The organism is Streptomyces sp. NRRL F-5755, from assembly GCF_001279365.1.
In the GTDB taxonomy this organism is placed as follows: Bacteria; Actinomycetota; Actinomycetes; order Streptomycetales; family Streptomycetaceae; genus Streptomyces; species Streptomyces rimosus.
This window is the reverse complement of sequence record NZ_LGCW01000298.1, coordinates 14,368-35,389: the sequence shown is the minus strand read 5'-3', so window position 1 is coordinate 35,389 and position 21,022 is coordinate 14,368. Positions and strand designations below refer to the sequence as shown.

At 72.9% G+C, this 21,022-nt stretch carries 19 protein-coding genes and 1 pseudogene; 16 read left to right on the top strand and 4 right to left on the bottom strand.

Going from position 1 to position 21,022, the window contains the following annotated elements; translation table 11 throughout:
* The first annotated feature begins 54 nt into the window (after positions 1 to 54).
* Positions 55 to 627, top strand: coding sequence for a DUF6328 family protein (locus tag ADK86_RS33225; RefSeq protein ID WP_063789147.1), 573 nt, complete (start codon positions 55 to 57; stop codon positions 625 to 627).
* A gap of 813 nt (positions 628 to 1,440) precedes the next feature.
* Here ADK86_RS33225 and ADK86_RS33220 read toward each other — a convergent pair.
* Entirely contained in the window at positions 1,441 to 1,869 is a 429-nt protein-coding gene (locus ADK86_RS33220; RefSeq protein WP_053699950.1) for an ATP-binding protein, read from the bottom strand.
* 301 nt (positions 1,870 to 2,170) lie between these two features.
* Between ADK86_RS33220 and ADK86_RS33215 the strand changes: the two genes are divergently transcribed.
* Together ADK86_RS33215 and ADK86_RS33210 are read left to right on the top strand one after the other, a co-directional pair.
* The gene (locus tag ADK86_RS33215) at positions 2,171 to 3,055 is read left to right on the top strand and encodes a helix-turn-helix domain-containing protein (RefSeq protein ID WP_053699949.1); all 885 of its coding nucleotides are present in this window, start codon (positions 2,171 to 2,173) and stop codon (positions 3,053 to 3,055) included.
* A gap of 9 nt (positions 3,056 to 3,064) precedes the next feature.
* On the top strand, positions 3,065 to 3,301 hold the full coding sequence (locus ADK86_RS33210; RefSeq protein ID WP_053699948.1) for a DUF397 domain-containing protein: 237 nt from the start codon (positions 3,065 to 3,067) through the stop codon (positions 3,299 to 3,301).
* Positions 3,302 to 3,360: 59 nt separating this feature from the next.
* Here the strand turns inward: ADK86_RS33210 and ADK86_RS33205 are convergent, their stop codons facing one another.
* The gene (locus ADK86_RS33205; protein ID WP_234346174.1) at positions 3,361 to 4,602 is read right to left on the bottom strand and encodes an 8-amino-7-oxononanoate synthase; all 1,242 of its coding nucleotides are present in this window, start codon (positions 4,600 to 4,602) and stop codon (positions 3,361 to 3,363) included.
* A 146-nt stretch (positions 4,603 to 4,748) separates the two neighbouring features.
* Here ADK86_RS33205 and bioB point away from each other — a divergent pair, with 146 nt between their 5' ends.
* The 5 genes from bioB (at position 4,749) to ADK86_RS33180 (ending at position 10,246) form a co-directional block, all read left to right on the top strand.
* Positions 4,749 to 5,942: a biotin synthase BioB gene (gene bioB / locus ADK86_RS33200; protein ID WP_053699947.1), complete on the top strand. Its 1,194-nt coding sequence runs from the start codon at positions 4,749 to 4,751 to the stop codon at positions 5,940 to 5,942.
* The gene (locus ADK86_RS33195; RefSeq protein WP_053699946.1) at positions 5,935 to 7,245 is read left to right on the top strand and encodes an adenosylmethionine--8-amino-7-oxononanoate transaminase; all 1,311 of its coding nucleotides are present in this window, start codon (positions 5,935 to 5,937) and stop codon (positions 7,243 to 7,245) included. Before bioB ends, ADK86_RS33195 begins: the two co-directional genes overlap by 8 nt.
* A 51-nt stretch (positions 7,246 to 7,296) precedes the next feature.
* Positions 7,297 to 7,983 carry a dethiobiotin synthase gene (bioD, locus tag ADK86_RS33190; RefSeq protein ID WP_053699945.1) on the top strand — a complete coding sequence of 229 codons (687 nt, stop codon included), beginning with the start codon at positions 7,297 to 7,299 and terminating at the stop codon, positions 7,981 to 7,983.
* 116 nt (positions 7,984 to 8,099) lie between these two features.
* The gene (locus ADK86_RS33185; protein ID WP_053699944.1) at positions 8,100 to 8,759 is read left to right on the top strand and encodes a class I SAM-dependent methyltransferase; all 660 of its coding nucleotides are present in this window, start codon (positions 8,100 to 8,102) and stop codon (positions 8,757 to 8,759) included.
* A 191-nt stretch (positions 8,760 to 8,950) separates the two neighbouring features.
* Positions 8,951 to 10,246, top strand: coding sequence for an alpha/beta hydrolase family protein (locus tag ADK86_RS33180; protein WP_234346171.1), 1,296 nt, complete (start codon positions 8,951 to 8,953; stop codon positions 10,244 to 10,246).
* On the opposite strand, the pseudogene ADK86_RS33175 reads toward ADK86_RS33180, so the two are convergent.
* Positions 10,233 to 10,805 (bottom strand): annotated as a pseudogene (locus tag ADK86_RS33175) (dihydrofolate reductase family protein). The gene ADK86_RS33180 and the pseudogene ADK86_RS33175 overlap by 14 nt on opposite strands.
* Positions 10,806 to 10,875: 70 nt before the next feature.
* On the opposite strand from ADK86_RS33175, the gene ADK86_RS33170 reads away from it, so the two are divergent.
* The 8 genes from ADK86_RS33170 (at position 10,876) to ADK86_RS33135 (ending at position 20,146) form a co-directional block, all read left to right on the top strand.
* Positions 10,876 to 11,451, top strand: coding sequence for a TetR/AcrR family transcriptional regulator (locus ADK86_RS33170; protein WP_030603158.1), 576 nt, complete (start codon positions 10,876 to 10,878; stop codon positions 11,449 to 11,451).
* A gap of 215 nt (positions 11,452 to 11,666) precedes the next feature.
* Positions 11,667 to 12,590: an ABC transporter ATP-binding protein gene (locus ADK86_RS33165; protein ID WP_053699943.1), complete on the top strand. Its 924-nt coding sequence runs from the start codon at positions 11,667 to 11,669 to the stop codon at positions 12,588 to 12,590.
* A gap of 6 nt (positions 12,591 to 12,596) precedes the next feature.
* Entirely contained in the window at positions 12,597 to 15,173 is a 2,577-nt protein-coding gene (locus ADK86_RS33160) for an ABC transporter permease (RefSeq protein ID WP_053699942.1), read from the top strand.
* An 85-nt stretch (positions 15,174 to 15,258) separates the two neighbouring features.
* The gene (locus tag ADK86_RS33155) at positions 15,259 to 16,149 is read left to right on the top strand and encodes an LLM class F420-dependent oxidoreductase (protein WP_053699941.1); all 891 of its coding nucleotides are present in this window, start codon (positions 15,259 to 15,261) and stop codon (positions 16,147 to 16,149) included.
* Between the two features lie 118 nt (positions 16,150 to 16,267).
* A complete protein-coding gene (locus ADK86_RS33150) occupies positions 16,268 to 16,696 on the top strand; it encodes a GNAT family N-acetyltransferase (protein WP_053699940.1) in 429 nt (142 codons plus the stop codon).
* Between the two features lie 185 nt (positions 16,697 to 16,881).
* Positions 16,882 to 18,222, top strand: a complete 1,341-nt coding sequence (locus ADK86_RS33145) for a hemolysin family protein (RefSeq protein ID WP_053699939.1) — start codon at positions 16,882 to 16,884, stop codon at positions 18,220 to 18,222.
* The gene (locus ADK86_RS33140) at positions 18,219 to 19,271 is read left to right on the top strand and encodes a hemolysin family protein (RefSeq protein ID WP_053699938.1); all 1,053 of its coding nucleotides are present in this window, start codon (positions 18,219 to 18,221) and stop codon (positions 19,269 to 19,271) included. The genes ADK86_RS33145 and ADK86_RS33140 overlap by 4 nt, the downstream gene beginning before the upstream one ends.
* A 104-nt stretch (positions 19,272 to 19,375) precedes the next feature.
* The gene (locus tag ADK86_RS33135) at positions 19,376 to 20,146 is read left to right on the top strand and encodes an SGNH/GDSL hydrolase family protein (protein WP_030639289.1); all 771 of its coding nucleotides are present in this window, start codon (positions 19,376 to 19,378) and stop codon (positions 20,144 to 20,146) included.
* Between the two features lie 115 nt (positions 20,147 to 20,261).
* Here the strand turns inward: ADK86_RS33135 and ADK86_RS33130 are convergent, their stop codons facing one another.
* A complete protein-coding gene (locus tag ADK86_RS33130) occupies positions 20,262 to 20,516 on the bottom strand; it encodes a hypothetical protein (RefSeq protein ID WP_053699937.1) in 255 nt (84 codons plus the stop codon).
* Between the last annotated feature and the right edge of the window lie 506 nt (positions 20,517 to 21,022).

The window sequence follows — 21,022 nt, the reverse complement described above, 5'->3', positions numbered from 1 at the left end:
TCCGCACAGGAGCGCGTCAGGAATGTTCAACGCGTCGGTGGATACCCGGACACAATGGCCCCCCTCACCGAAGACGACCGGAACGCATCGCCCCGATCGCACCAGCAGTCCGGATCCGACCGGTACGCCGTGTGCGCGGACCGCAACGAGACGCCTTTGGAGCGCTACGACCGCAACTTCGGCGAACTGCTCCAGGAACTGCGCGTCCTGCAGACCGGGGTGCAGATCCTGTTCGCGTTCTTGCTGACGCTGGCCTTCACGCCGCGCTTCGTGTCCCTGGACACCACGCAACGCGCCTTCTACGTCGGTACGTTGCTGTTGGCCGTGCTGGCGACGCTGCTGCTCACGGCGCCGGCGGCGGTGCACCGGGTGCTGTTCCGGCGGCGCGCGAAGAGGCTGATCGTGGAGGTCTCGGCGCGTCTGACGGCGGCCGGCATGGCGGTGCTCGCGCTGGCGCTGGCCGGTGCCGTACTGCTCGTGGTCGACGTCGTGCTGGGACGCGGCGCGGGCGTGACGGCGGGGTCCGTGACGCTGGTGACCTGCGGCGGCCTGTGGGCGCTGCTGCCGCGCGTACTGGGGCACCGGAACGGGCACATCAAGCCGGCGGTGCGCGACTCGTCCTCCTGAGCCGTCCCGCTCGGAGAACCCCCGTGGTCGCCCGGGAGGCCGCCGGACACCGCGCGGTGGAAATCTTTTGTGACCTGGTCGTCCTTGCTTTGGCGACGGCGAACCGATGGAGTCTCCTTAGCACGTGAGGAGACCCATGCACACGCACCTGCCCCAGCCCCCGCACACCGGGACCGACTCGTGAACCTGCGCGGACTTCTGCGCCGCCGCTCCCCCGCCGCCCCCTGCCCGGCCTGCGGCAGCACGGACGTGCTGTGGGAGGACGAGGGGGTCTACGGCGCCGGCGAACTCCTGTGGTGGTGCGCCTCCTGCCTGCACCAATGGCATCCGGGCGATCTCGCGGGCGGGGAACCGGTGAACGGCGGTCCTGTACCGGGCGGTCCTGTGCCAGGCGCTCCCGTACAGGGCGGTCCCTTTCCGGGCTCTCCCGTACCAGGCGGTCCCGCGCCTTCCCCTGCGCCCGTATCCCCGCCGGCGTTCGCGCCTCCCCCGCCACCCACGGTTCCGCCCGCGCCTGCCGCTCCTCCCGTCACCACGGCTTCGGCCGTGCCCCCGGTCGCCGCGGCCCCGCCCGCCCCCGGGCCGGCCACCGTCGCCGAACGCGTCATGTACGCGGCCGGGCTCACGCCGCTCGTCCCCTGCCCCGGTGCCTACGAGCCGTGGCCGTGCCGCTGTTCCCGCTGCGGGCGGGAGAGCAGTCCTACGTACCGGCAGGGGCGGGGCGACGGCGTGGGCTGCGCGTGCGGCGGGGGCCGGCGCCGCAGGCCGCGCTTTCTCGCCAAGCCGTGAGGCGCCGCGGGGCGGGCCGGGCCGCTACGGAAGGAACAGCTTCCACGGCAGCGTGATCCACACCGTCTTGCCCCCGGCTTGCGTCGGCTCGACCGTGAGCTGTCCGCCGGACTCCGCCGTGAGGAAGCGGACGATCACCATGCCGCGCCCGTTGTCCTGCTGGACGGCCGCCGGCAGCCGCTTCGGCCAGCGCGGATGGTCGTCGGTGACCCCGATGCGCAGCCGCTCGTCGCGGTCGAGCCGGACATCGACGGTGAAGACCGGGGACCGGCCGAAGGTGTGCTGCACGGCGTTGGTGGCCAGCTCCGAGACGATCAGGCGCACGGTGTCGGCCGTCTCCGTCCGGTCCGGCAGGCCCCATTCGGCGAGCACACCCGTGACGTACCTGCGGGCCTCGGCGACCGAAGCCGGTGTGCTGGGCAGAGTGAGTGAGGATTCCTGATGGTCTGCCATCGCGACCCGTCCCTTTCCCACCGAGGCTCGGCTCCGGCCCGCCGCCGGAGGAAGCCGCCGTCGCTGTCCGGTCTTTTCGGCACCCTCGTCTCCGGCCTCGGACCGCTGCTGTGCGCCAGACTGCCACTCCTGCTGCGACTGTGACGGGTCATCCACCAAGATGTGCATATATCTGTCGCCCGAAGCAGTGAACTCTGCTACGCGAGACCGTATTTGCGCGGCACACTGTCGGATCGGAATCGGCCACCGGGGCCGGGTGCGCGCACGGGATGGCCTCGCGGAACGGGACGGAGGAACAGGCATGGGGCACGGGCCCGTGGTACGCCGTCGCAAGCTGGGTGCCGAATTACGGCGTCAGCGGGCGCTCGCCGGACTCACCAGCGGCGAGGCGGCCCGCCGGGTGGGATGGCACCAGTCCAAGGTCAGCCGCATCGAGACCGGGCGCAGCGGGGTGAAACCGGGCGATGTCGAACTGCTGCTGGACGTGTACGGCGTCCGGGACGCGGAGCTGCGCGCCCTGCTCGCGGCGCTGTGCGGGGGCGGCGCGCAGGACGGTACCGCCCGGCGGGGCTGGTGGCACACCCACCGGGACCTGTTGCCGCCGGAGTACCGGGACTTCATCAGCCTGGAGTTCGGGGCGTCGCGGGCGCGCACGCTGGAGACGACGGTGGTGCCGGGGCTGCTCCAGACGGCGGACTACGCGCGGACGGTGACCCGCGCGACGCTGTCGGACCTGCCCGCGCGGCAGATCGACGAGCTGGTGGAGGTGCGCATGGCCCGTCAGGAGGTGCTGCGGGGCGCGCGGCCGCTGGAGCTGTGGGCGGTGCTGGACGAGGCGGTGCTGCGGCGGGAGATCTCCTCGCCCCGGGTGATGGCGGCGCAGCTCCGCCACATTCTGGACATGGGGCAATTGCCGCATGTGCGACTACAGGTGCTGCCCTTCGCGGCCGGTGTGCACATCGGCATCACCGGCCCTTTCGTTATCTTCTCCTTTCCGCTCACTTCTGACTTGGATGTGGTTGTTCTCGACCATTTGACGAGTAGCCTCTACTTGGAACGTAAAGAGGACCTCAGGGCGTACAGCGATGCGTTCGACACGCTGCGGGGGCGCGCCCTCTCCTGCGAGAAGTCAGCGGAATTCATCGCCCGGGCCGCCGATACCTCATGGGCCGGCACCGGCGTCTGAGGAGGCACCATGTCAGTCCCGTCCGGGCACGCCCGGCCCCGCACCGTCCGGCCCGGCCTCCGGTGGCGGCGCAGCAGCCGCAGCACCGGGATGAACAACTGCGTCGAGACGGCCCGCATCGGCCCCGGGCTGCTCGCGGTGCGCGACTCGAAGAACACCGCGGGCCCGGCCCTGCTGTTCACCTCCGCCGCCTGGACGTCCTTCGTCGGCGGGCTGGCCGACCGCCGCTTCACCAAGGTGGGGTGAAACCGGTCCGCGAGGTGAGGTGAACCGGTCCGCCGTACGCAACGGGCGGCCGGCCCCTCTCAGGCGCCCGGCGCGGTGCGCAGGATCGTGCGGACCGCTTCGCGCGTCTGCCGTGCGGTCAGGTCCGCGCGGGCGGTCAGCCGGAGCCGGGAGATGCCGTCGGGTACGGACGGCGGGCGGAAACAGCCGACCAGGAGGCCCGCGTCGCGGCAGTCCGCGGCCCACCGGACGGCCTGTTCCGGCGAGGGCGCCCGTACGGACACCACGGCGGCGTCCGGGCGGGCGACCGTCAGCCCGGCCTCGGTGAGCCGCTGGTGCAGTTCGTCCGCCACCTCGCGGACCCGGCTCGCGCGCTCCGGCTCGCGGCGCAGCAGCCGCAGCGCCGTACGGGCCCCGCCGGCCGCCGCGGGGGCCAGCCCGGTGTCGAAGATGAACGTCCGCGCCGTGTTGACCAGGTGCTCGATGACCCGGGCCGGTCCGAGGACCACGCCGCCCTGGCTGCCGAGGGACTTCGACAGTGTCGCGGTGGCGACCACGTCCGCGTCCCCGGCCAGCCCGGCCGCGTGCAGCGTGCCGCGCCCCCCGTCGCCGAGCACGCCCAGCCCGTGCGCGTCGTCGACGAGCAGCGCCGCGCCGTGCGCCCGGCAGGCGTCGGCGAGGGAGCGCAGCGGCGCGGCGTCGCCGTCCACCGAGAAGACGGCGTCGGTGACGGCGAGGGCCGGCCCGTCGTGCCCGTCCAGCGACTTGCGTACCGCGTCGGGGTCGGCGTGCGGGGCCACGACGGTACGGGCCCTGGCGAGCCGGCAGCCGTCGATGAGCGAGGCGTGGTTGCCCGCGTCCGAGACGATCAGACCGCCGGGGCCGCCGAGGGCGGTGACGGCGGCGAGGTTGGCGGCGTAGCCGGAGGACAGTACGAGGGCGGCCTCGAAGCCGCAGAAATCGGCGAGTTCGGCCTCCAGGCGCGCGTGCAGCTCGGTGCTGCCGGACACCAGGCGGGAGCCGGTGGCGCCGGCGCCCCAGCGGTGCGCGGCCTGCGCGGCGCCGCGGGTGACCTCCGGGTGCCGCGCCAGGCCGAGGTAGTCGTTGCTCGCCAGGTCCAGCAGGGACGACTCGACCGGCCGCGGCCGGAGGGTACGGACGAGGCCCGCCCGGCGGCGCTGTTCGCGGGCCGTGTCGATCCAGCCGAAGGCGGCGGTCCGCGCGCCGGTGCCGCGGCGGTCCGCGACCGGCTCCACCGGCGCGTCGTAAGACGGTGGCGGCCCGCCGCGGGGCGCCGGCGGAACGGGGTCGTCCTGGTGCATCGGTTTCCTTCGCGTTTGTGGGCTGTCGATAGACGTTAGCGGTCGTTACACGGTCCTACGGTGTGGCCATGCACACACCCCGAAAGAGCGCCCTTGTTGGGTTCCTCCATGGTCGCGGACGGTGGCCGTACGCCAGGATCAGCGCCATGGATCTGCTGACAACGCTGGTGGACAAGGGGCTGCGGCGCGAATCGCCGACCCGCGAAGAGGCGCTCGCCGTGCTGGCGACGTCCGACGACGACCTGCTCGACGTGGTGGCCGCGGCCGGAAAGGTGCGCCGCCGGTGGTTCGGACGGCGGGTGAAGCTGAACTATCTCGTCAACCTGAAGTCCGGGCTGTGCCCGGAGGACTGCTCGTACTGTTCGCAGCGGCTCGGGTCCAAGGCGGAGATCCTCAAGTACACCTGGCTCAAGCCGGAGGAGGCGTCCAAGGCCGCGGCGGCCGGAGTGGCCGGCGGCGCCAAGCGGGTGTGCATCGTGGCCAGCGGCCGGGGGCCGACGGACCGGGACGTGGACCGGGTGTCGCAGACCATCGCCGCCATCAAGGAGCAGAACGAGGGCGTGGAGGTGTGCGCGTGCCTGGGCCTGCTCTCGGAGGGGCAGGCGGCCCGGCTGCGGGCCGCGGGTGCGGACGCCTACAACCACAACCTCAACACCTCCGAGGCCACCTACGGGGACATCACCACCACCCATACCTACGCCGACCGGGTCGACACGGTGCAGCAGGCGCAGGCGGCGGGCCTGTCCGCCTGTTCCGGCCTGATCGCGGGCATGGGCGAGAGCGACGCGGACCTGGTGGACGTGGTCTTCGCGCTGCGCGAGCTGGACCCGGACTCGGTCCCGGTGAACTTCCTGATCCCGTTCGAGGGAACCCCCCTGGCCAAGGAGTGGAACCTCACGCCCCAGCGCGCGCTGCGCATCCTGGCGATGGTCCGCTTCGTCTGCCCTGACGTGGAGGTCCGACTGGCCGGCGGCCGTGAGGTGCACCTGCGCTCGCTCCAGCCGCTCGCCCTGCACCTGGCCAACTCCATCTTCCTCGGTGACTATCTGACCAGCGAGGGCCAGGCCGGCAAGGACGACCTGGCAATGATCGCGGACGCGGGCTTCGAGGTCGAGGGCACGGACACCACCACGCTGCCGGAGCACCGCGCGGACGCGCTCGCGGGCGGCGGCTGCGGCGGGCACGGGGGCGGGGGCTGCGGGCCCTGCGGGGACGGAGACGCTGCCCCGGAAACGGTGGCGGAGGACGGCGCCGACGCGTCGGCCGCCGGTGAGGCCCGTACGGACCTGGTCGCCGTACGTCGCCGGGGCGCGGGTACGGAGCTGCCGCCGAATGCCTGAGCCCGACCAGCTGACCGTCGCCGAACTGCGGGCGCTCGACCGGCAGCACGTCTGGCATCCGTACGGCCCGATGCCCGGCCGGGCCGACCCGCTGGTCGTCGCGTCGGCATCCGGCGTACGACTGCGCCTGACCGAACCCGTAGAGGGTCAGACCGAATTGGTGGACGGAATGTCCTCCTGGTGGTCGGCGGTGCACGGATACAACCACCCCGTGCTCAACGACGCCGCCCGCGGCCAGCTGGACCGGATGAGCCATGTGATGTTCGGCGGGCTCACCCACGAGCCCGCCGTCCGGCTCGCCGCCCGGCTGGTGGAGATCTCCCCGGACGGCCTGGAGCACGTCTTCCTCGCCGACTCCGGATCGGTGTCGGTCGAGGTCGCCGTGAAGATGTGCCTTCAGTACTGGCGCTCGGTCGGCCGGCCCCGTAAACAGCGGCTGATGACCTGGCGCGGCGGCTACCACGGCGACACCTGGCAGCCGATGTCGGTGTGCGACCCGGAGGGCGGCATGCACGGGCTGTGGCAGGGCGCCCTGCCACAGCAGCTGTTCGCCGACGCGCCGCCGCCGAGCTTCGACGCCCCGCCGGACCCGGCCTACGAGGCGCACCTGCGCGACCTGATCGCCCGGCACGCCGACGAACTGGCGGCGGTCATCGTGGAGCCGGTGGTCCAGGGCGCGGGCGGAATGTCCTTCCACTCCCCCGCCTATCTGCGGGTGCTGCGCGAGGCATGCGACGAACATGGCGTCCTGCTCGTCCTCGACGAGATCGCCACCGGTTTCGGCCGTACGGGATCGCTGTTCGCCGCCGGGCACGCGGGCATCACGCCCGATGTGATGTGCGTGGGCAAGGCGCTGACCGGCGGATACCTCACCATGGCGGCGACGCTGTGCACGGCGGCGGTGGCGGACGGGATCTCCCGGGGCGAGGTGCCGGTGCTCGCGCACGGCCCGACCTTCATGGGCAACCCGCTGGCCGCCGCGGTCGCCAACGCCTCCGTGGACCTGCTGCTGTCCCAGGACTGGGCCCGCGAGGTCAAACGGATCGAGACCGGTCTGCGCGACGGGCTCGCCGGTGCCGCGGCCCTCGACGGCGTACGGGACGTACGGGTCCTGGGCGCGATCGGCGTCGTCCAGCTCGACCACGAGGTGGACATGGCCTCCGCGACCCGGGCGGCGGCCCGGGAGGGCGTGTGGCTGCGCCCGTTCCGCGACCTGGTGTACACGATGCCGCCGTACATCACCGGGGACGAGGACGTTGCGCGGATCTGCGCGGCGGTGTGTGCGGTGGCACGGGAGAGCTGAGGGCCGCCCGCCACGGCGACGACAACCTCTACGACAGGAGAAGAACCACTCATGCCGGTGCTGTTCGTTACCGGAACCTGCACGGAGATCGGGAAGACCGTGACCACGGCGGCGCTCGCCGCCACCGCACTCGGTCAGGGCCGTTCCGTGGCGGTGCTCAAACCCGCCCAGACCGGTGTCGCCGCACACGAGCCCGGTGACACCGCGGAGGTCGAACGCCTCGCGGGCCCCGGCGTCACCACGGCCGAACTGGCCCGCTACCCCGAGCCGTTGGCGCCCGCGACCGCCGCGCGCCGCGCCGGGCTGCCGCCGGTGCGCCCCGAGGAGATCGCCGAGACCGCGGCCAAACTGGCGGCCTCGCACGACCTCGTCCTGGTCGAGGGCGCGGGCGGCCTGCTCGTACGGTTCGACGACGAGGGCTCGACCCTCGCCGACGCGGCACGCCTGGCCGAAGCCCCCGTACTGGTGGTGGCGCAGGCCGGGCTGGGGGCGCTGAACGGGGTGGCGCTGACGGCGCTCGCCCTGCGTTCGTACGGCATCGAGTCGCCGGGGATCGTCGTCGGCAGCTGGCCCGCGCGGCCCGGCCTCGCCGCCCGCTGCAACCTCGACGACTTCCCCGAGGCGGCCGGCGCGCCGCTCCTGGGCCGCATTCCGGAGGGAGCGGGAAGCCTGCCGCCCGAGGAGTTCCGTACGCGAGCACCCGGCTGGCTGGCGCCCGCGCTCAGCGGCACCGCGTAACCCGCCGCCCGGCGCGCCCTGTGATCCCGCGCCCATCACGCTCCCACGGTGGTACCGCGGCACGGCGTTGACGGACACTCGAACCGGCGAACGTCGTCCGGTGAAGGGACCCAGCCATGCCAGACCGCAGGACAGCCGAGCGGGCCATCGTGCACCACCCGGTCTTCGCCCACTGGTACGCGTGTTTCGCGGACCACCGCGCCGGGCTCGCGGGCCTGCGGCGCGAGATGCTGGCCGGGCTCTCGGGCCGGGTGATCGAGATCGGCGCCGGTACGGGGGCGAACTTCGCCCACTACCCCCGTAGCGTGGCGGAGGTGGTGGCGATCGAGCCGGAACGCACGTTACGGCGCCGGGCGCTGACCGAGGCGGCCCGCGCCGGGATACCGGTGGACGTCGTACCGGCCACCGCGGAGGCGCTGCCGGTCAAGAGCGAGGCGTTCGACGCCGCGGTCGTATCGCTGGTGCTGTGCTCGGTACGCGACGTACAGCGCTCGCTGTCCGAACTGCGGCGGGTGCTGCGGCCGGGCGGCGAACTCCGCTTCCTCGAACACGGACGCTCCCGGCGGCGCGGCCCCGCCGCGGTGCAGCAGGCCCTGGACCGCACGGTGTGGCCGCTGCTCATGGGCAACTGCCATCTGGCACGCGATCCGCTGGACGAGATCCGGGCGGCGGGCTTCGCGATCGGGCCGTACCGGCGGGGCCGGCTGCTGCGGCACGACCCGGGTCCCGCTCTGCCGTGGACGGTGGTGGGGGTGGCGCGGCGCGCGGAGGAGTAGGGGGTGGGACGCGGGGCGTCCGGCCCGCGCTGGTTTCTGGCGCGGCGGTTCTCAGCCCGGAGTCGGGAGCACTGCGGAAAGCCTCAAACCAAAGTCGCGCCCCACCGTCATCTTTAGTGAGCACATCGGCCGCCGAAGACCAACCCACGGGCTGACGCGCCGGACCGGTGGCGGAACCTACCGTCTTACGCATGATCAGACGTCCTCGAACGGCCGCCGGCCTCGCCTTAGCCGTCGCACTCAGTCTCCCGCTGCCGCTCGCCGCCACGGCCGGTACGGCACTGGCCGCACCGTCGGCCACGGCACCCGCCGCCCCGCCCACCACGGACACCAAGGCCGCCGCGCGGCTGCGACTGCCCGCACCCACCGGGCCGTACGCGGTCGGCCGCAGCACCCTGCCGCTCACCGACCACAGCCGCCCCGACCTGTGGGTACCGACGGCGAAGGCCCGCGAGTTGATGGTCGACATGTACTACCCGGCCCGCCGCGGTACGGGCGCGCCCGCGCGGTACGCCACCATCGAAGAGATCCGCGCCCTGCTCAAACAGGCGGGTCTTGAGGGCAAGGTGGAGCCCGAGAGGCTGAGCGACACGGCTGTCCACAGTCGCACGGGCGCCCGCCCGGCGGCCGGGAAGTATCCGCTGCTCGTCCTCTCCCCCGGTTTCGGCGCCTCCCGCTACTCCCTCACCAGCCTCGCCGAAGACCTCGCCGGCCGCGGTTACGTCGTCGCCACCGTCGATCACGCCTACGAGAGCATAGGGACGACGTTCCCCGGCGGCCGGACACTGACCTGCGCGGCCTGCGAGAAGGTGTACGGCACGGAGGGCGGCACCCGGTACGCCACGCAAGGCCGGGCCAAGGACGTCGCCTTCGTCCTGGACCAGCTCACCGGCCGGCACCCCGCCTGGCGCTACGCGCACCTGATCGACGGCAGGCGCATAGGCATGGCCGGCCACTCGCTGGGCGGTGCGAGCGCCGCTTCCGCCATGGCGGGCGATCACCGCATACGGGCGGGCCTCAACCTGGACGGCGCGTTCGGGGACCCCGTACCGGCCGATGGCCTCGGCTCCCGCCCCTTCCTGATGCTGGGCACGGACGACGGAGTCCACCGCCCGGGCGGCCGGGACAAGACCTGGGATCTGGCGTGGAGCCGCCTGAACGGGTGGAAGCGGTGGCTGACGGTCGCGGGCGCCGACCACTACAGCTTCAGCGACGCGCCCGTCCTCGGCGACCAACTCGGCTTCCCGGTCACCGGAGCGGACCCCTCGGCCCCGCGGCCCGCCCTGTCCGGCGAACGCTCGGCCGCTCTCACCCGGTCCTATGTGGCCGCCTTCTTCGACCTGCACCTGCGCCACATACCCCAGCCGCTGCTCGACGGACCGAGCCAGGTCTACCCGGAGGTGAAATTCAACGACCCCACACGTACCCGCACCGCCCCGGCCGACCGTACGGCCCGAATAACCCCTACGGCTCTCAGCGCCGGGTGAGGCGGGAGATCGTGACGTCGTTGGCGAAGGAGGTGCGCTCGGCCACCGCGAAGAGGGTGGGGTCGAACTCCCCGTCGAACACCGGGATTCCGGCCCCCGCGACCACCGGATAGCTCTTGATGACCAACTCGTCGATCTCCGGCAGCAGTACACCGGCGAGCCGCCCGCCCCCGCACAGTCAGATGTCCTGCCCCTCCTCCCGCTTGAGGCCGCGGACCAGCCCGACCGGGTCCTCACGGACCACGGTCACGGCCGGATCGACGTCCTGCGCGAGGGTGCTGGACACCACGTACTGGCGCAGGTGCGCGTACGGGCTGGTGAGGCCCGCGTAGGTGCCGAGGCCCATCACCACCGTGTCGAAGCGGAGGTTGGGCGCATCGGCCAGACCGTGGGCTGCGCGCATGGCGGTGGGGACGGTCTCGGGGTACTGGGTGTTGGCCCACGCGGTGTAGGCGGCGGCCTGTTCCTCGTCGCCCGTGGGGTAGAAGTCGAACTCGCCGCCGGGGCCCGCGATGCGGCCGTCGAGGGTGACGGCGACGTAGTAGACCAGCTTGCGCATATAGACAACTCCGCCCATAGTACTCTGCTTGAAGTGGTTCGAACTTAGTACTACGACTGGAGTGGTGTCAATGGCGCGCAGGAACGACGAGCGGAGGGCCGCCCTGGTCGACGCCGCGATCGAGGTGCTGGCCAAGGAGGGCGCGCGGGGGCTGACCTTCCGGGCGGTGGACACCGAGGCCGCCGTCCCCGCCGGTACGGCCTCCAACTACTTCGCCAACCGCGACGACCTGCTCACCCAGGCGGGCGCCCGGGTCTACGAACGCCTGCAGCCCGACGAGGCCACCATCGCCCGGCAGCGGGCGAGCACGCCGGACCGGGAGACGTACGCGCAGCTGATGCGGGAGCTGATCGGCCGGATCAGCGCCTTCCGTACCGGCTACCTTGCGCTGCTCGAACTGCGCCTCGAAGCCACCCGGCGCCCCGGCCTGCGCGCGCTGCTGACCGAACGCGTCCGCGCCGACGTGGACGCGAACGTGGCCTACCACGAGGAATCCGGCCTGCCCGGCGACGCGACGGCCGTCCGGCTGCTGTACCTGGCCTTCAACTGGCTCATCGTCGAACAGCTCACGCTGCCGGGGGTCTTCTCGGAGGCCGAGCGGGACCAGCTCGTCGAGGCCGCGGTGGAACGCATCGTGACGCCATGAGGCGGGGCGGGGGCATCCCCCGTACCCCGTCGCACCACCCGCCCGCCCCGGCGCACACGCGGACCATCAGGGTCGCGCTCCTCCGGCGGGACGAGAGCCGGGGCGGGGAGGTGGCCCGTAGAGGGATTCCGGGGCGCCGGATGCTGCCCTACTGTCGGTGGCCACGCGGGAGTTGCCGCCCCGTGCCGGCACGGGGCCGACGTCGGGAGGCTGACGTGTCCACATCGGTCGCGGATACGGCGAAGGGCGCAACGGGCGGCCACGGGGCGGCTGCGCGGGCGGTGTCGCTGGTCAAGACGTACGGAATGGGCGAGACCCAGGTCGTGGCGCTGGACGGCGTCGACGTGTCGATCGGGCGGGGGCGCTTCACGGCGGTGATGGGGCCCTCCGGCTCGGGGAAGTCCACGCTGATGCACTGCCTGGCGGGCCTGGACACGGTGTCCGCCGGCCGGGTGTGGCTGGGCGAACGGGAGATCACGGGCCTGAACGACCGCCAGCTGACCCGGCTGCGCCGGGACCACGTCGGCTTCATGTTCCAGTCGTTCAACCTGCTGCCGACACTGACGGCCGAGGAGAACATCACGCTGCCCATGGACATCGCGGGCCGCAAACCGGACCGGGAGTGGCTGCGCGAGGTCATCAGCACCCTGCGGCTGGGCGACCGGTTGCGGCACCGGCCCTCCCAGCTCTCCGGCGGGCAGCAGCAGCGGGTGGCGTGCGCGCGGGCGTTGGCCGCCCGTCCGGACCTGGTCTTCGCGGACGAGCCGACCGGCAACCTGGACTCGCGCTCCGGTCTGGAGGTGCTCCAGTTCCTGCGGGAGGCGGTGGACGGGCTCGGGCAGACGGTCGTGATGGTCACCCACGACCCGAACGCCGCGGCCCACGCCGACCGCGCGCTCTATCTGGCGGACGGCCGGATCGTGGACGAGATGGCGCAGCCCACGGCGGAATCCGTACTGGAACGCATGCAGATCTTCGCCGCGGGCCCGCAACCCGCCCAGACCCTCCCGGGCCCCGGACACGGCACCGGCTCACGCTCCGGCCCCGGCTCCGGCTCCGGCTCCGGTTCCGGCTCCACAACCGAACCGCCCATCCCTCCCGGCCCCACCTCCTCCCCCGACACCCCGCGGAACGGCTGACCCGCCGTGTTACGGGCCACGCTCCGGAGCTTCTTCGCACACAAGGGACGGCTGCTGCTCTCCGCCCTCGCCGTGGTGCTCTCGGTGGCGTTCGTGGTGGGCAGCCTGATCTTCTCCGACACGACGGGCGCCACCTTCGACCGGCTCTTCGCCTCGACCGCCTCGGACGTGCGGGTCGCGCCGCGGCAGGACTTCGACGCGCCGGGCGGAATCGGTTCGGCGGAGACCCCGACCGTACCGGCGGCCCTGCGGGACCAGGTGGCGGGCGTCGAAGGGGTGGCGGGCGCGCACCTCGACGTCTCGCTGAACCGGACCACCGTCACCGACGCCCGCAACGAGCCGGTGGGGCCGACACAGAACGCCTCGTCCATCGTCGGCGCCTGGTATCCGAGCGAGCACAGTCCGGTCCGGGTGACCAGCGGCCGGCCGCCGCGCGGCCCCGGCGAGGCGATGCTCGACCGCGACTCGGCGGACCGGAAGGGCATCCGGATCGGTGACACCCTGCACGTCATCGCCCCGCCCGGCACGTTCTCCGTGCGCGTCGTCGGCATCGCCACCTTCACCACCACCAACCCGGGCGCCTCGCTGGTCTTCCTGGAGACGAGGGCCGCGCAGCGCGGTCTGCTGGGCAGTACGGCCAAGGCGACCGGAATCTCCGTGGACGCCGCGCCCGGCGTCCCGGACCGCGTGCTCAAGAGCCGGATCGGCGCCGCGCTGGGCCCCGGCGCCGCCGCCTACGACATCCGCACGCGCGACGAGCAGAAGAAGAGCCAGGCCGAGGAGCTGGGCGACTTCCTCAGCGTCCTCAAGTACATGATGGTGGGCTTCGCGGGCGTCGCCGTCCTCGTCGGCATCTTCCTGATCGTCAACACCTTCTCGATGCTGATCGCGCAGCGCACCCGGGAGCTGGGCCTGCTGCGGGCGCTCGGCGCGGACCGCCGCCAGGTGCGCCGCTCGGTGCTGCTGGAGGCGCTGCTGCTGGGCGTCTTCGGCGCGACGGTGGGGCTCGCGGCGGGCGTCGGGCTCGCGGTGCTGCTGGTCGTCGCGCTGGGCTGGTTCGGGCTGCGGCTGAACACCGCCGACCTGGTGCTGAACTGGCCGACCGTGGTCATCGCGTACGCCGTCGGGGTGGGCGTGACCTTCGTCGCCGCCCTGCTGCCCGCGCTGCGGGCGAGCCGGGTCTCCCCGATGGCCGCCCTCGCCGATGTGGAAGTCCCGGGCGCGGGGCGGCCGTTGCGCGCCCGCGCGATCGCGGGTTCCCTGGTGGGCGCCGCGGGCGTGGCCGCACTCGTGGGCTGCGCGCTGAGCGGCCGGACGGCGATCGCCGGGACGCTGCTGGCGCTCGGCGTGCTGCTGACGCTGCCGGCCGTGGTGATCGTGGGGCCGCTGCTGGTGCGCCCGGTGATCCGGCTGCTCGGACGCGGACTGGAGCCCGCGTTCGGCACGGTCGGCCGGATGAGCCGCCGCAACGCGCTGCGCAATCCCCGCCGTACGGGTGCGACGGCGGCGGCCCTGATGGTCGGGCTGGCGCTGGTGGCCGGGCTGTCGGTGGCCGGGGCGTCGGCCGCCGTGTCGGTCGGCCGGCAGATCGACCGGACGCTGGGCGCGGACTTCGTCGTACAGAACGCGTCGTTCGCGCCGTTCTCCGGGGAGATCACCGAGCGTGTGCGCGCGACACCGGGCGTGGGCACGGTCGTACGCCAGCGGATCGTCCCCCTGCGCCTGAACCTGCCCGACGGCCGGTCGGTCACGACCGTCGCCGGCGCCTTCGACCGGGGCTTCGACGCGGTGGGCAAGGTGACGTATGCCGCGGGCGGCACGGCGGCGGCGCTGGCGCCCGGACGGGTCGGCGTACAGGAGAAGTTCGCGCGGGAGCACGGTCTGCGGGTGGGCAGCAGGCTGGACGCGGTGCTGCCGTCGGGGCGGCCCGCCCGGTTCACCGTCGGCGCGCTCACCGCGGACTCCGGTTCCGGGCCCGCGGCGCAAGGGGGCGTCTTCATGGGGATGGCCACTTTGGAGACGTACGTGCCACGCGGCCAGGACTCCGTGGTGTACGTGAACGCCGCCGACGGCGTCGATCCGCGGCGGCTCCGGGCGGATCTGGAACGGTCGCTCACCCCCTTCCCGCAGGTCCAGGTCAACGACCGGGCCGACTACAAGAAGCTGGTCAGCAGCCAGATCCAGGGGCTGCTCAACCTGCTGTACGGGCTGCTGGGGCTGGCCATCGTGATCGCGGTGCTGGGTGTGGTCAACACGCTGGCCCTGTCCGTGGTCGAGCGCACTCGCGAGATCGGGCTGCTGCGTGCCGTCGGCCTGTCCAGGAAGCAGCTGCGCCGGATGATCCGGCTGGAGTCGGTGGTGATCGCCCTGTTCGGCGCGCTCCTCGGTCTCGGGCTCGGCCTGGTCTGGGGAGCCGCCACCCAGCGGGTGCTGGCGCTGGAGGGGCTGACGGCGTTCGCGGTCCCGTGGTCCACGGTCGCCGCGGTGGTCATCGGGTCGGTGCTGGTCGGGCTGCTGGCGGCACTGCTGCCGGCGCTGCGCGCCTCCCGGCTGAACGTTCTGGCCGCCATCGCCCATGAGTGACCGTACGTAGACTCGTCAACTGTCCGCACCACGCGTCGACCGCGCACCGGCCCGGAGCCGCGTGCACGCATCTCCAGGGGGCTCCATGGCACGTCCGTTCCGCTTCGGCGTCAACATGCTCACCATCGAGTCGGGGGCCGGGTGGCGGCAGAAGTGCCGCCGGGCCGAGGACCTGGGGTACGACGTGGTGCTCGTACCGGACCACCTCGGCATGCCCGCGCCGTTCCCCGCGCTGATCGCCGCCGCCGAGGTGACCGAGCGCCCGCGCCTGGGCACCTTCGTCCTCAATGCGGGCTTCTGGAACCCGGCGCTGCTCGCCCGCGAGGTGGCCACCGCCGACCTCCTCACCGGCGGCCGGCTCGAACTGGGCCTGGGCACCGGCTATGTACGCGCCGAACACGACACGGCGGGCCTGCCCTGGGGCCCGCCCCGCGAGCGGGTGGACCATCTCGTGCGGACGATCGAGGAGTTGGACCGCTTCCTGGGCGACCCGGAGCACGCGCCGCAGCCGGCCCAGCGGCCCCGGCCGCCGCTGCTGATCGGCGGCAACGGCCCGCGCATGCTGCGGATCGCCGCCCGGCACGCGGACATCGTGGCGTTCGCCGGCGGCCGGGCGGCCCCCGGCAAGCCGGAGGGCACCCTCGAACTCCTGACGCCGGACGCGCTCGACGACACGCTCGCCGTCTACCGCAAGGCCGCCGCGGACCGTACCCGGCCGGCCGAGCTGAACATCCTGATCCAGCAGGTCAAGGTCACCGACGACCGGCGCGCCATGGCGCGCGAGATCGCCGGGCACGGCATCGGCGTGGACGAGGAGCAGGCCCTGCACGTCCCGACGCTCCTGTTCGGCACGACCGCGCAGATGGCCGAACAGCTCCGCGAACACCGCGAGCGCTACGGCTTCTCGTACTTCACCGTGCTGGACCCGTCCATGGAGGCGTTCGCGCCGGTGATCGAGGAGCTGAAGGGGAGCTAGGCCCTGTCCGCGCGGCGCGTCGGCCTTCTACCCGCTCCGGCCCCCGGGGCCGGAGCGCCCCGTCTCGGACTGCGAAAGCCCGTGGCGGCCCGGGACCGTTCCGTGTTTGGCTCACGGCATGATCGACATACAGATACGGACGGCCGTACCGGACGACGCCGAGGACGTGCTCGCCTTCTGGCGCGAGGCGGCGGAGGGCACCTCCATCACGGACGACGTGGACGGAGTGACCCGCCTCGTGCGGCGCGACCCGCAGGCGCTGCTGCTCGCGGAGTCCGACGGCCTCCTGGTGGGTTCGGTGATCGCCGGTTACGACGGCTGGCGGTGCTCGCTGTACCGGCTCGCGGTGCTCCCCTCGTACCGCCGCCAAGGGGTGGCTACGGCGCTGCTCGAAGCGGCCGAGCGGCGCTTCCTGGCCGTGGACGGCCGGCGCGGCGACGCCATGGTGCTGGAATCGAACGAACGGGCCCACCGGGCGTGGTCGGCCGCCGGTTACCGGCGCGAGGACCACTGGCGGCGGTGGGTGAAACCGCTGTCCCGGACCTGAGCCGCAGCACTCCCGATCCGCTCGTCCGCCACCCGCTTTGCTCATCCTTTACCATGGATGGTTCCCACGTCTCCCAGCGAAAGGAGTGAGCGTCCAGCCATGGGCGAGCCTCCCAGTTGTCATCCCGTCTCCACCCGGAGCGCGAACCTCCCGGTCCTGTTCGAACATGGGACGGAGGTGACCCGATGACCGAGCTGCTCCTCCTGGCCGTGGCCCTGCTCCTGACCCTGGCCTGCGGCGTCTTCGTCGCGGCCGAGTTCTCGCTGACCACCGTCGAGCGCAGCGACCTGGAACGCGCCGTGGAGCGCGGCGAGCGCGGCGCGGACAGCGCCCTCAAGGCCGTCCGCAGCCTGACGTTCCAGCTCTCCGGCGCCCAGCTCGGCATCACCGTGACCGGCCTGGTCATCGGCATGCTCGCCAAGCCGTCGATCTCCACGCTGCTGGCCGGCCCGCTGGACGCCCTCGGCCTGCCGCCGTCCGCGGCGGACTCGGTGGCCCTGGTCCTCGGTACCGCGGTCTCCACCGTCGTCCTGATGGTCATCGGCGAGCTGGTCCCCAAGAACTGGGCCATCTCCAGCCCGCTGCCCATCGCCCGCCGCGTCGCCACCGCGCAGCGCGGCTTCAGCGCCGCCTTCAAACCGCTCATCGGGCACCTGAACAACACCGCGAACCGGATGATCCGCCGGATGGGCATGGAGCCCGCCGAGGAGCTGGCCTCCGCCCGCGGCCCGCAGGAGCTGGTCGCGCTGGCCCGGCACTCCGCCAAGGAAGGCGCCCTGGAACCGGACACCGCCGAGCTGTTCGTACGGACCCTGGCGCTCGCCGACCTGACCGCGGAGAACGTGATGACTCCGCGGGTGCAGGTCACCGCCCTGGACGTGCAGGCCACGGCCGAGGACGTGGCCACCGCGACCCGCGCCACCGGCCTGTCCCGCTTCCCGGTCTACCGCGGCAGCCTGGACGCCGTGGTGGGCGTCGCCCACATCAAGGACGTGCTGACCGTCCCCGCCGACCGGCGCCCCCGCCACCCCGTCTCCGAGCTGCTGCGCGAGCCGCTGCTCGTACCGGAGACGCTGACCGTCGACAAGCTGCTGGACCGGCTGTCCGGCAAGCAGACGATGGCCGTGGTCATCGACGAGTACGGCGGTACGGCAGGCGTCGTCACCCTGGAGGACATCGTCGAGGAGGTGGTCGGCGAGGTGCGCGACGAGCACGACCCGATGGAGACGCCGGACCTGGTGCTCGCCGGGGAGGACGCGGACGGCCGGTCCCGGTACGAGGCCGACGGCGCCGTGCGCACCGACCAGCTGGAGCAGATCGGCCTGAAGCTGCCGGAAGGCCCGTACGAGACGCTGGCCGGCCTGATCGCCACCGAACTGGGCCGTATCCCGGCCGCCGGGGACGGCGTCGAGGTCGCGGGGTGGCGGATGGACGTCCTGGACGCCTCCGGGCACCGCGCGGCGCGGGTGCTGCTGCACGCGCCGCTGCCGGAGAGCGCCGACGAGGCCGGGGAGGACGCCCGATGACCGCGCTCCAGCTGTTCATCGGCCTGCTCACGCTGGTCGTCAACGCGTTCTTCGTGGGCGCCGAGTTCGCGATGATCTCGGTGCGCCGCAGTCAGATCGAGCCGCACGCGGAGGACGGCGACCGCCGTGCGGACCGGGTCCTGTGGGGGCTCCAGCACGTCTCCGCCGTGCTGGCGGCCGCGCAGCTGGGCATCACCCTGTGCACCCTGGTGCTCGGCGCCGTCGCCGAGCCCGCCATCGCCCACCTCCTGGAGCCGGTCTTCGACACGGTCGGCGTGCCGGCGGTCCTGGTGCACCCGGTCTCCTTCGTCCTCGCGCTGGCCGTGGCGACGTACCTGCACATGCTCTTCGGCGAGATGGTGCCGAAGAACGTCGCGCTGGCCGAGCCGGTGCGTACGGCGCTGCTGCTGGGGCCGCCGCTGGTCGCGCTGACCCGCGCGCTGCGCCCGGTGATCTTCGCGATCAACGCGTTCGCCAACGCGCTGCTGCGGCTGCTGCGGGTGGAGGCCAAGGACGAGGTGGCCGCGACCTTCTCCGACGACCAGCTCGCGAAGATGGTCGAGGACTCGCAGGCCGCCGGGCTGCTGGACGACCGGGCGAAGGAGCGCCTGCGGGACGCCCTGGAGCTGGGGCGCCGGCCGGTCGCCGACGTGGTGGTGCCGGTGGCGAAGGTCGTCACGGCCCGGCTCGGCATCACGCCCGAAGGCGTCGAGGAACTGGCCGCGACCTCCGGTTTCTCGCGCTTCCCGGTGCTCGACAGCACCCAGCGCATCCTCGGCTACCTGCACGTCAAGGACGCGCTCGACGCCTCGCCGCGCGATCTGCCGTTCCCCCTGTCCGCGCTGCGGCCGATCGCGCGCGTACGGGCCGAGACGCCGCTGGACGACGTCCTGACGGCGATGCGGGCCTCCCGTACGCACCTGGCGGCGGTGATCGGCAAGGACGGCCGGCTGGCGGGCCTGGTCACGATGGAGGACGTGCTGCGGGAGCTGGTGCTCCAGCAGCAGCCCCGGAAGGCCGGGCCGGCCGGGAGCACGGCCAGGCGGTAGGGGCGGGGCCCCGGGACGCGGAGATCCGTGCCCGGGGCCCGGGCCCTCTCCGCCGGGCGGCCCGCCCGGGGCCCCGATCCCGCCCCGGTAGGATGCCTCCCGCCATGGAGATCAATGCCACCTACACCAGTTTTGTCGCGGTGGGCGACAGCTTCACCGAGGGCATGTCCGACGCCCTGCCGGACGGCTCGTACCGGGGCTGGGCCGATCTGCTGGCCGCCCGGCTCGCGGCCCGCACCCCCGGCTTCCGCTACGCCAACCTCGCGGTGCGCGGCAAGCTGATCGGGCAGATCGCCGCCGAGCAGACCGGCCCCGCCGCCGCGATGGGCGCGGACCTGGTCACGCTGGTGGGCGGGCTGAACGACGTGCTGCGGCCCAAGTGCGACGTGAACCGGGTCTGCGCCCTCCTGGAGGAGGCCGCGGAACGGCTGGCCAAGGACTGCGGACAGCTCGTACTGATGCGCAGCCCGGGACGGCAGGGCCCGGTCCTGGAACGCTTCCGCCCCCGCATGGAACAGCTCTTCGCGCACATCGACATGCTGGCCGAGCGGCACGGCGCCATCGTGGTGGACCTCTTCTCCTCCCGCGCGCTGGCCGACCCGCGGATGTGGGCGGACGACCGCCTCCACCTGAACAGCGCCGGTCACGAACGCGTGGCCGAGGCCGTCTGGCAGGCCCTCGGCTTCCCGCCCGAGTCCGACTGGGACGCGCCGCTCCCCGCGTTCGTACCGCCGCGGTGGACCGCACGGCGCACCGCGGACGTACGCTTCGCGCGCCGCCACCTGATGCCATGGATCGGCAGGCGCCTGACCGGCCGCTCCAGCGGAGACGGTCGCCCGCCCAAGCGCCCTGACCTGCTGCCGTACGAGGACTGAGCCGGGCGCGGCCTGCCGGGGCATGCTCTGCGCAGCAGCTCCGTCCCGGACCCTGGAACAATCCGTAAGAACAACGCATGCCGCCTGGCACCGCGCCTACCGGGCGGCGAGATGCTCAGCAGCCCGTGTTGTGCAGGCCCGGCGTCTCGAAGTTGCCCTGGTCCGCGACGGCCAGGAGACCGTAGATCGTGCTGCAGCCCAGGTTCTGGTTCTTGAACTTGTACGTCTTCGTGTCTCCCTTCTTGACCGTGTACGCGTTGCTGAGGTGCTTCGTGTTGCCCTTCCGGTAGCCCAACTTCACGGTCACCGGGGAGCCGCCGGTCTTCCCGTATACGACGTTCACGGTGTGGCCGCCGTCGATGATGCCCACGCAGAGCGTGCCATTGGAGAGCGAGGTGCAGGAGGGACCCGCGTTGCGGACCGCAGCGGCCGACCCGGCGGCCGAAGCAGGAGCAGCCAGGCCCGCGGCCGTGAGGAGTGATGTGGCGAGAATGACGCCGGCCCGATCCAGCCCCGCGACCCCTGGCTCCCCCAGGTGTCGTTCGCGAGGCCCGTAGGGCGTGCGTCATGGGCAACTGCCCGCCGTGCGGCCGCCCGGTCCGACCGAGCGCCATCCCTGAAGATCAACACCAGCAGCGACAGCCACTTCGCGATCAGCCCGGAGCGCAGCAGGTAGGACGGGACGAGTCCGCCGGTGCCGGACAGACGCGTAGACGAGCAGGTCGTCATCCGTGAATTCGCTTCGGCTCGCCAGGAGATAGGCCCCGACCGCAAGGATCACCGTTCCCTCGTTGGCCCGGGGAACGAGACAGCCCGTCGCCAAGTGTTTCCGTGCGGCTTGGAATCCGTGCTGACGCTGGCCGGTGACCGGCGGCC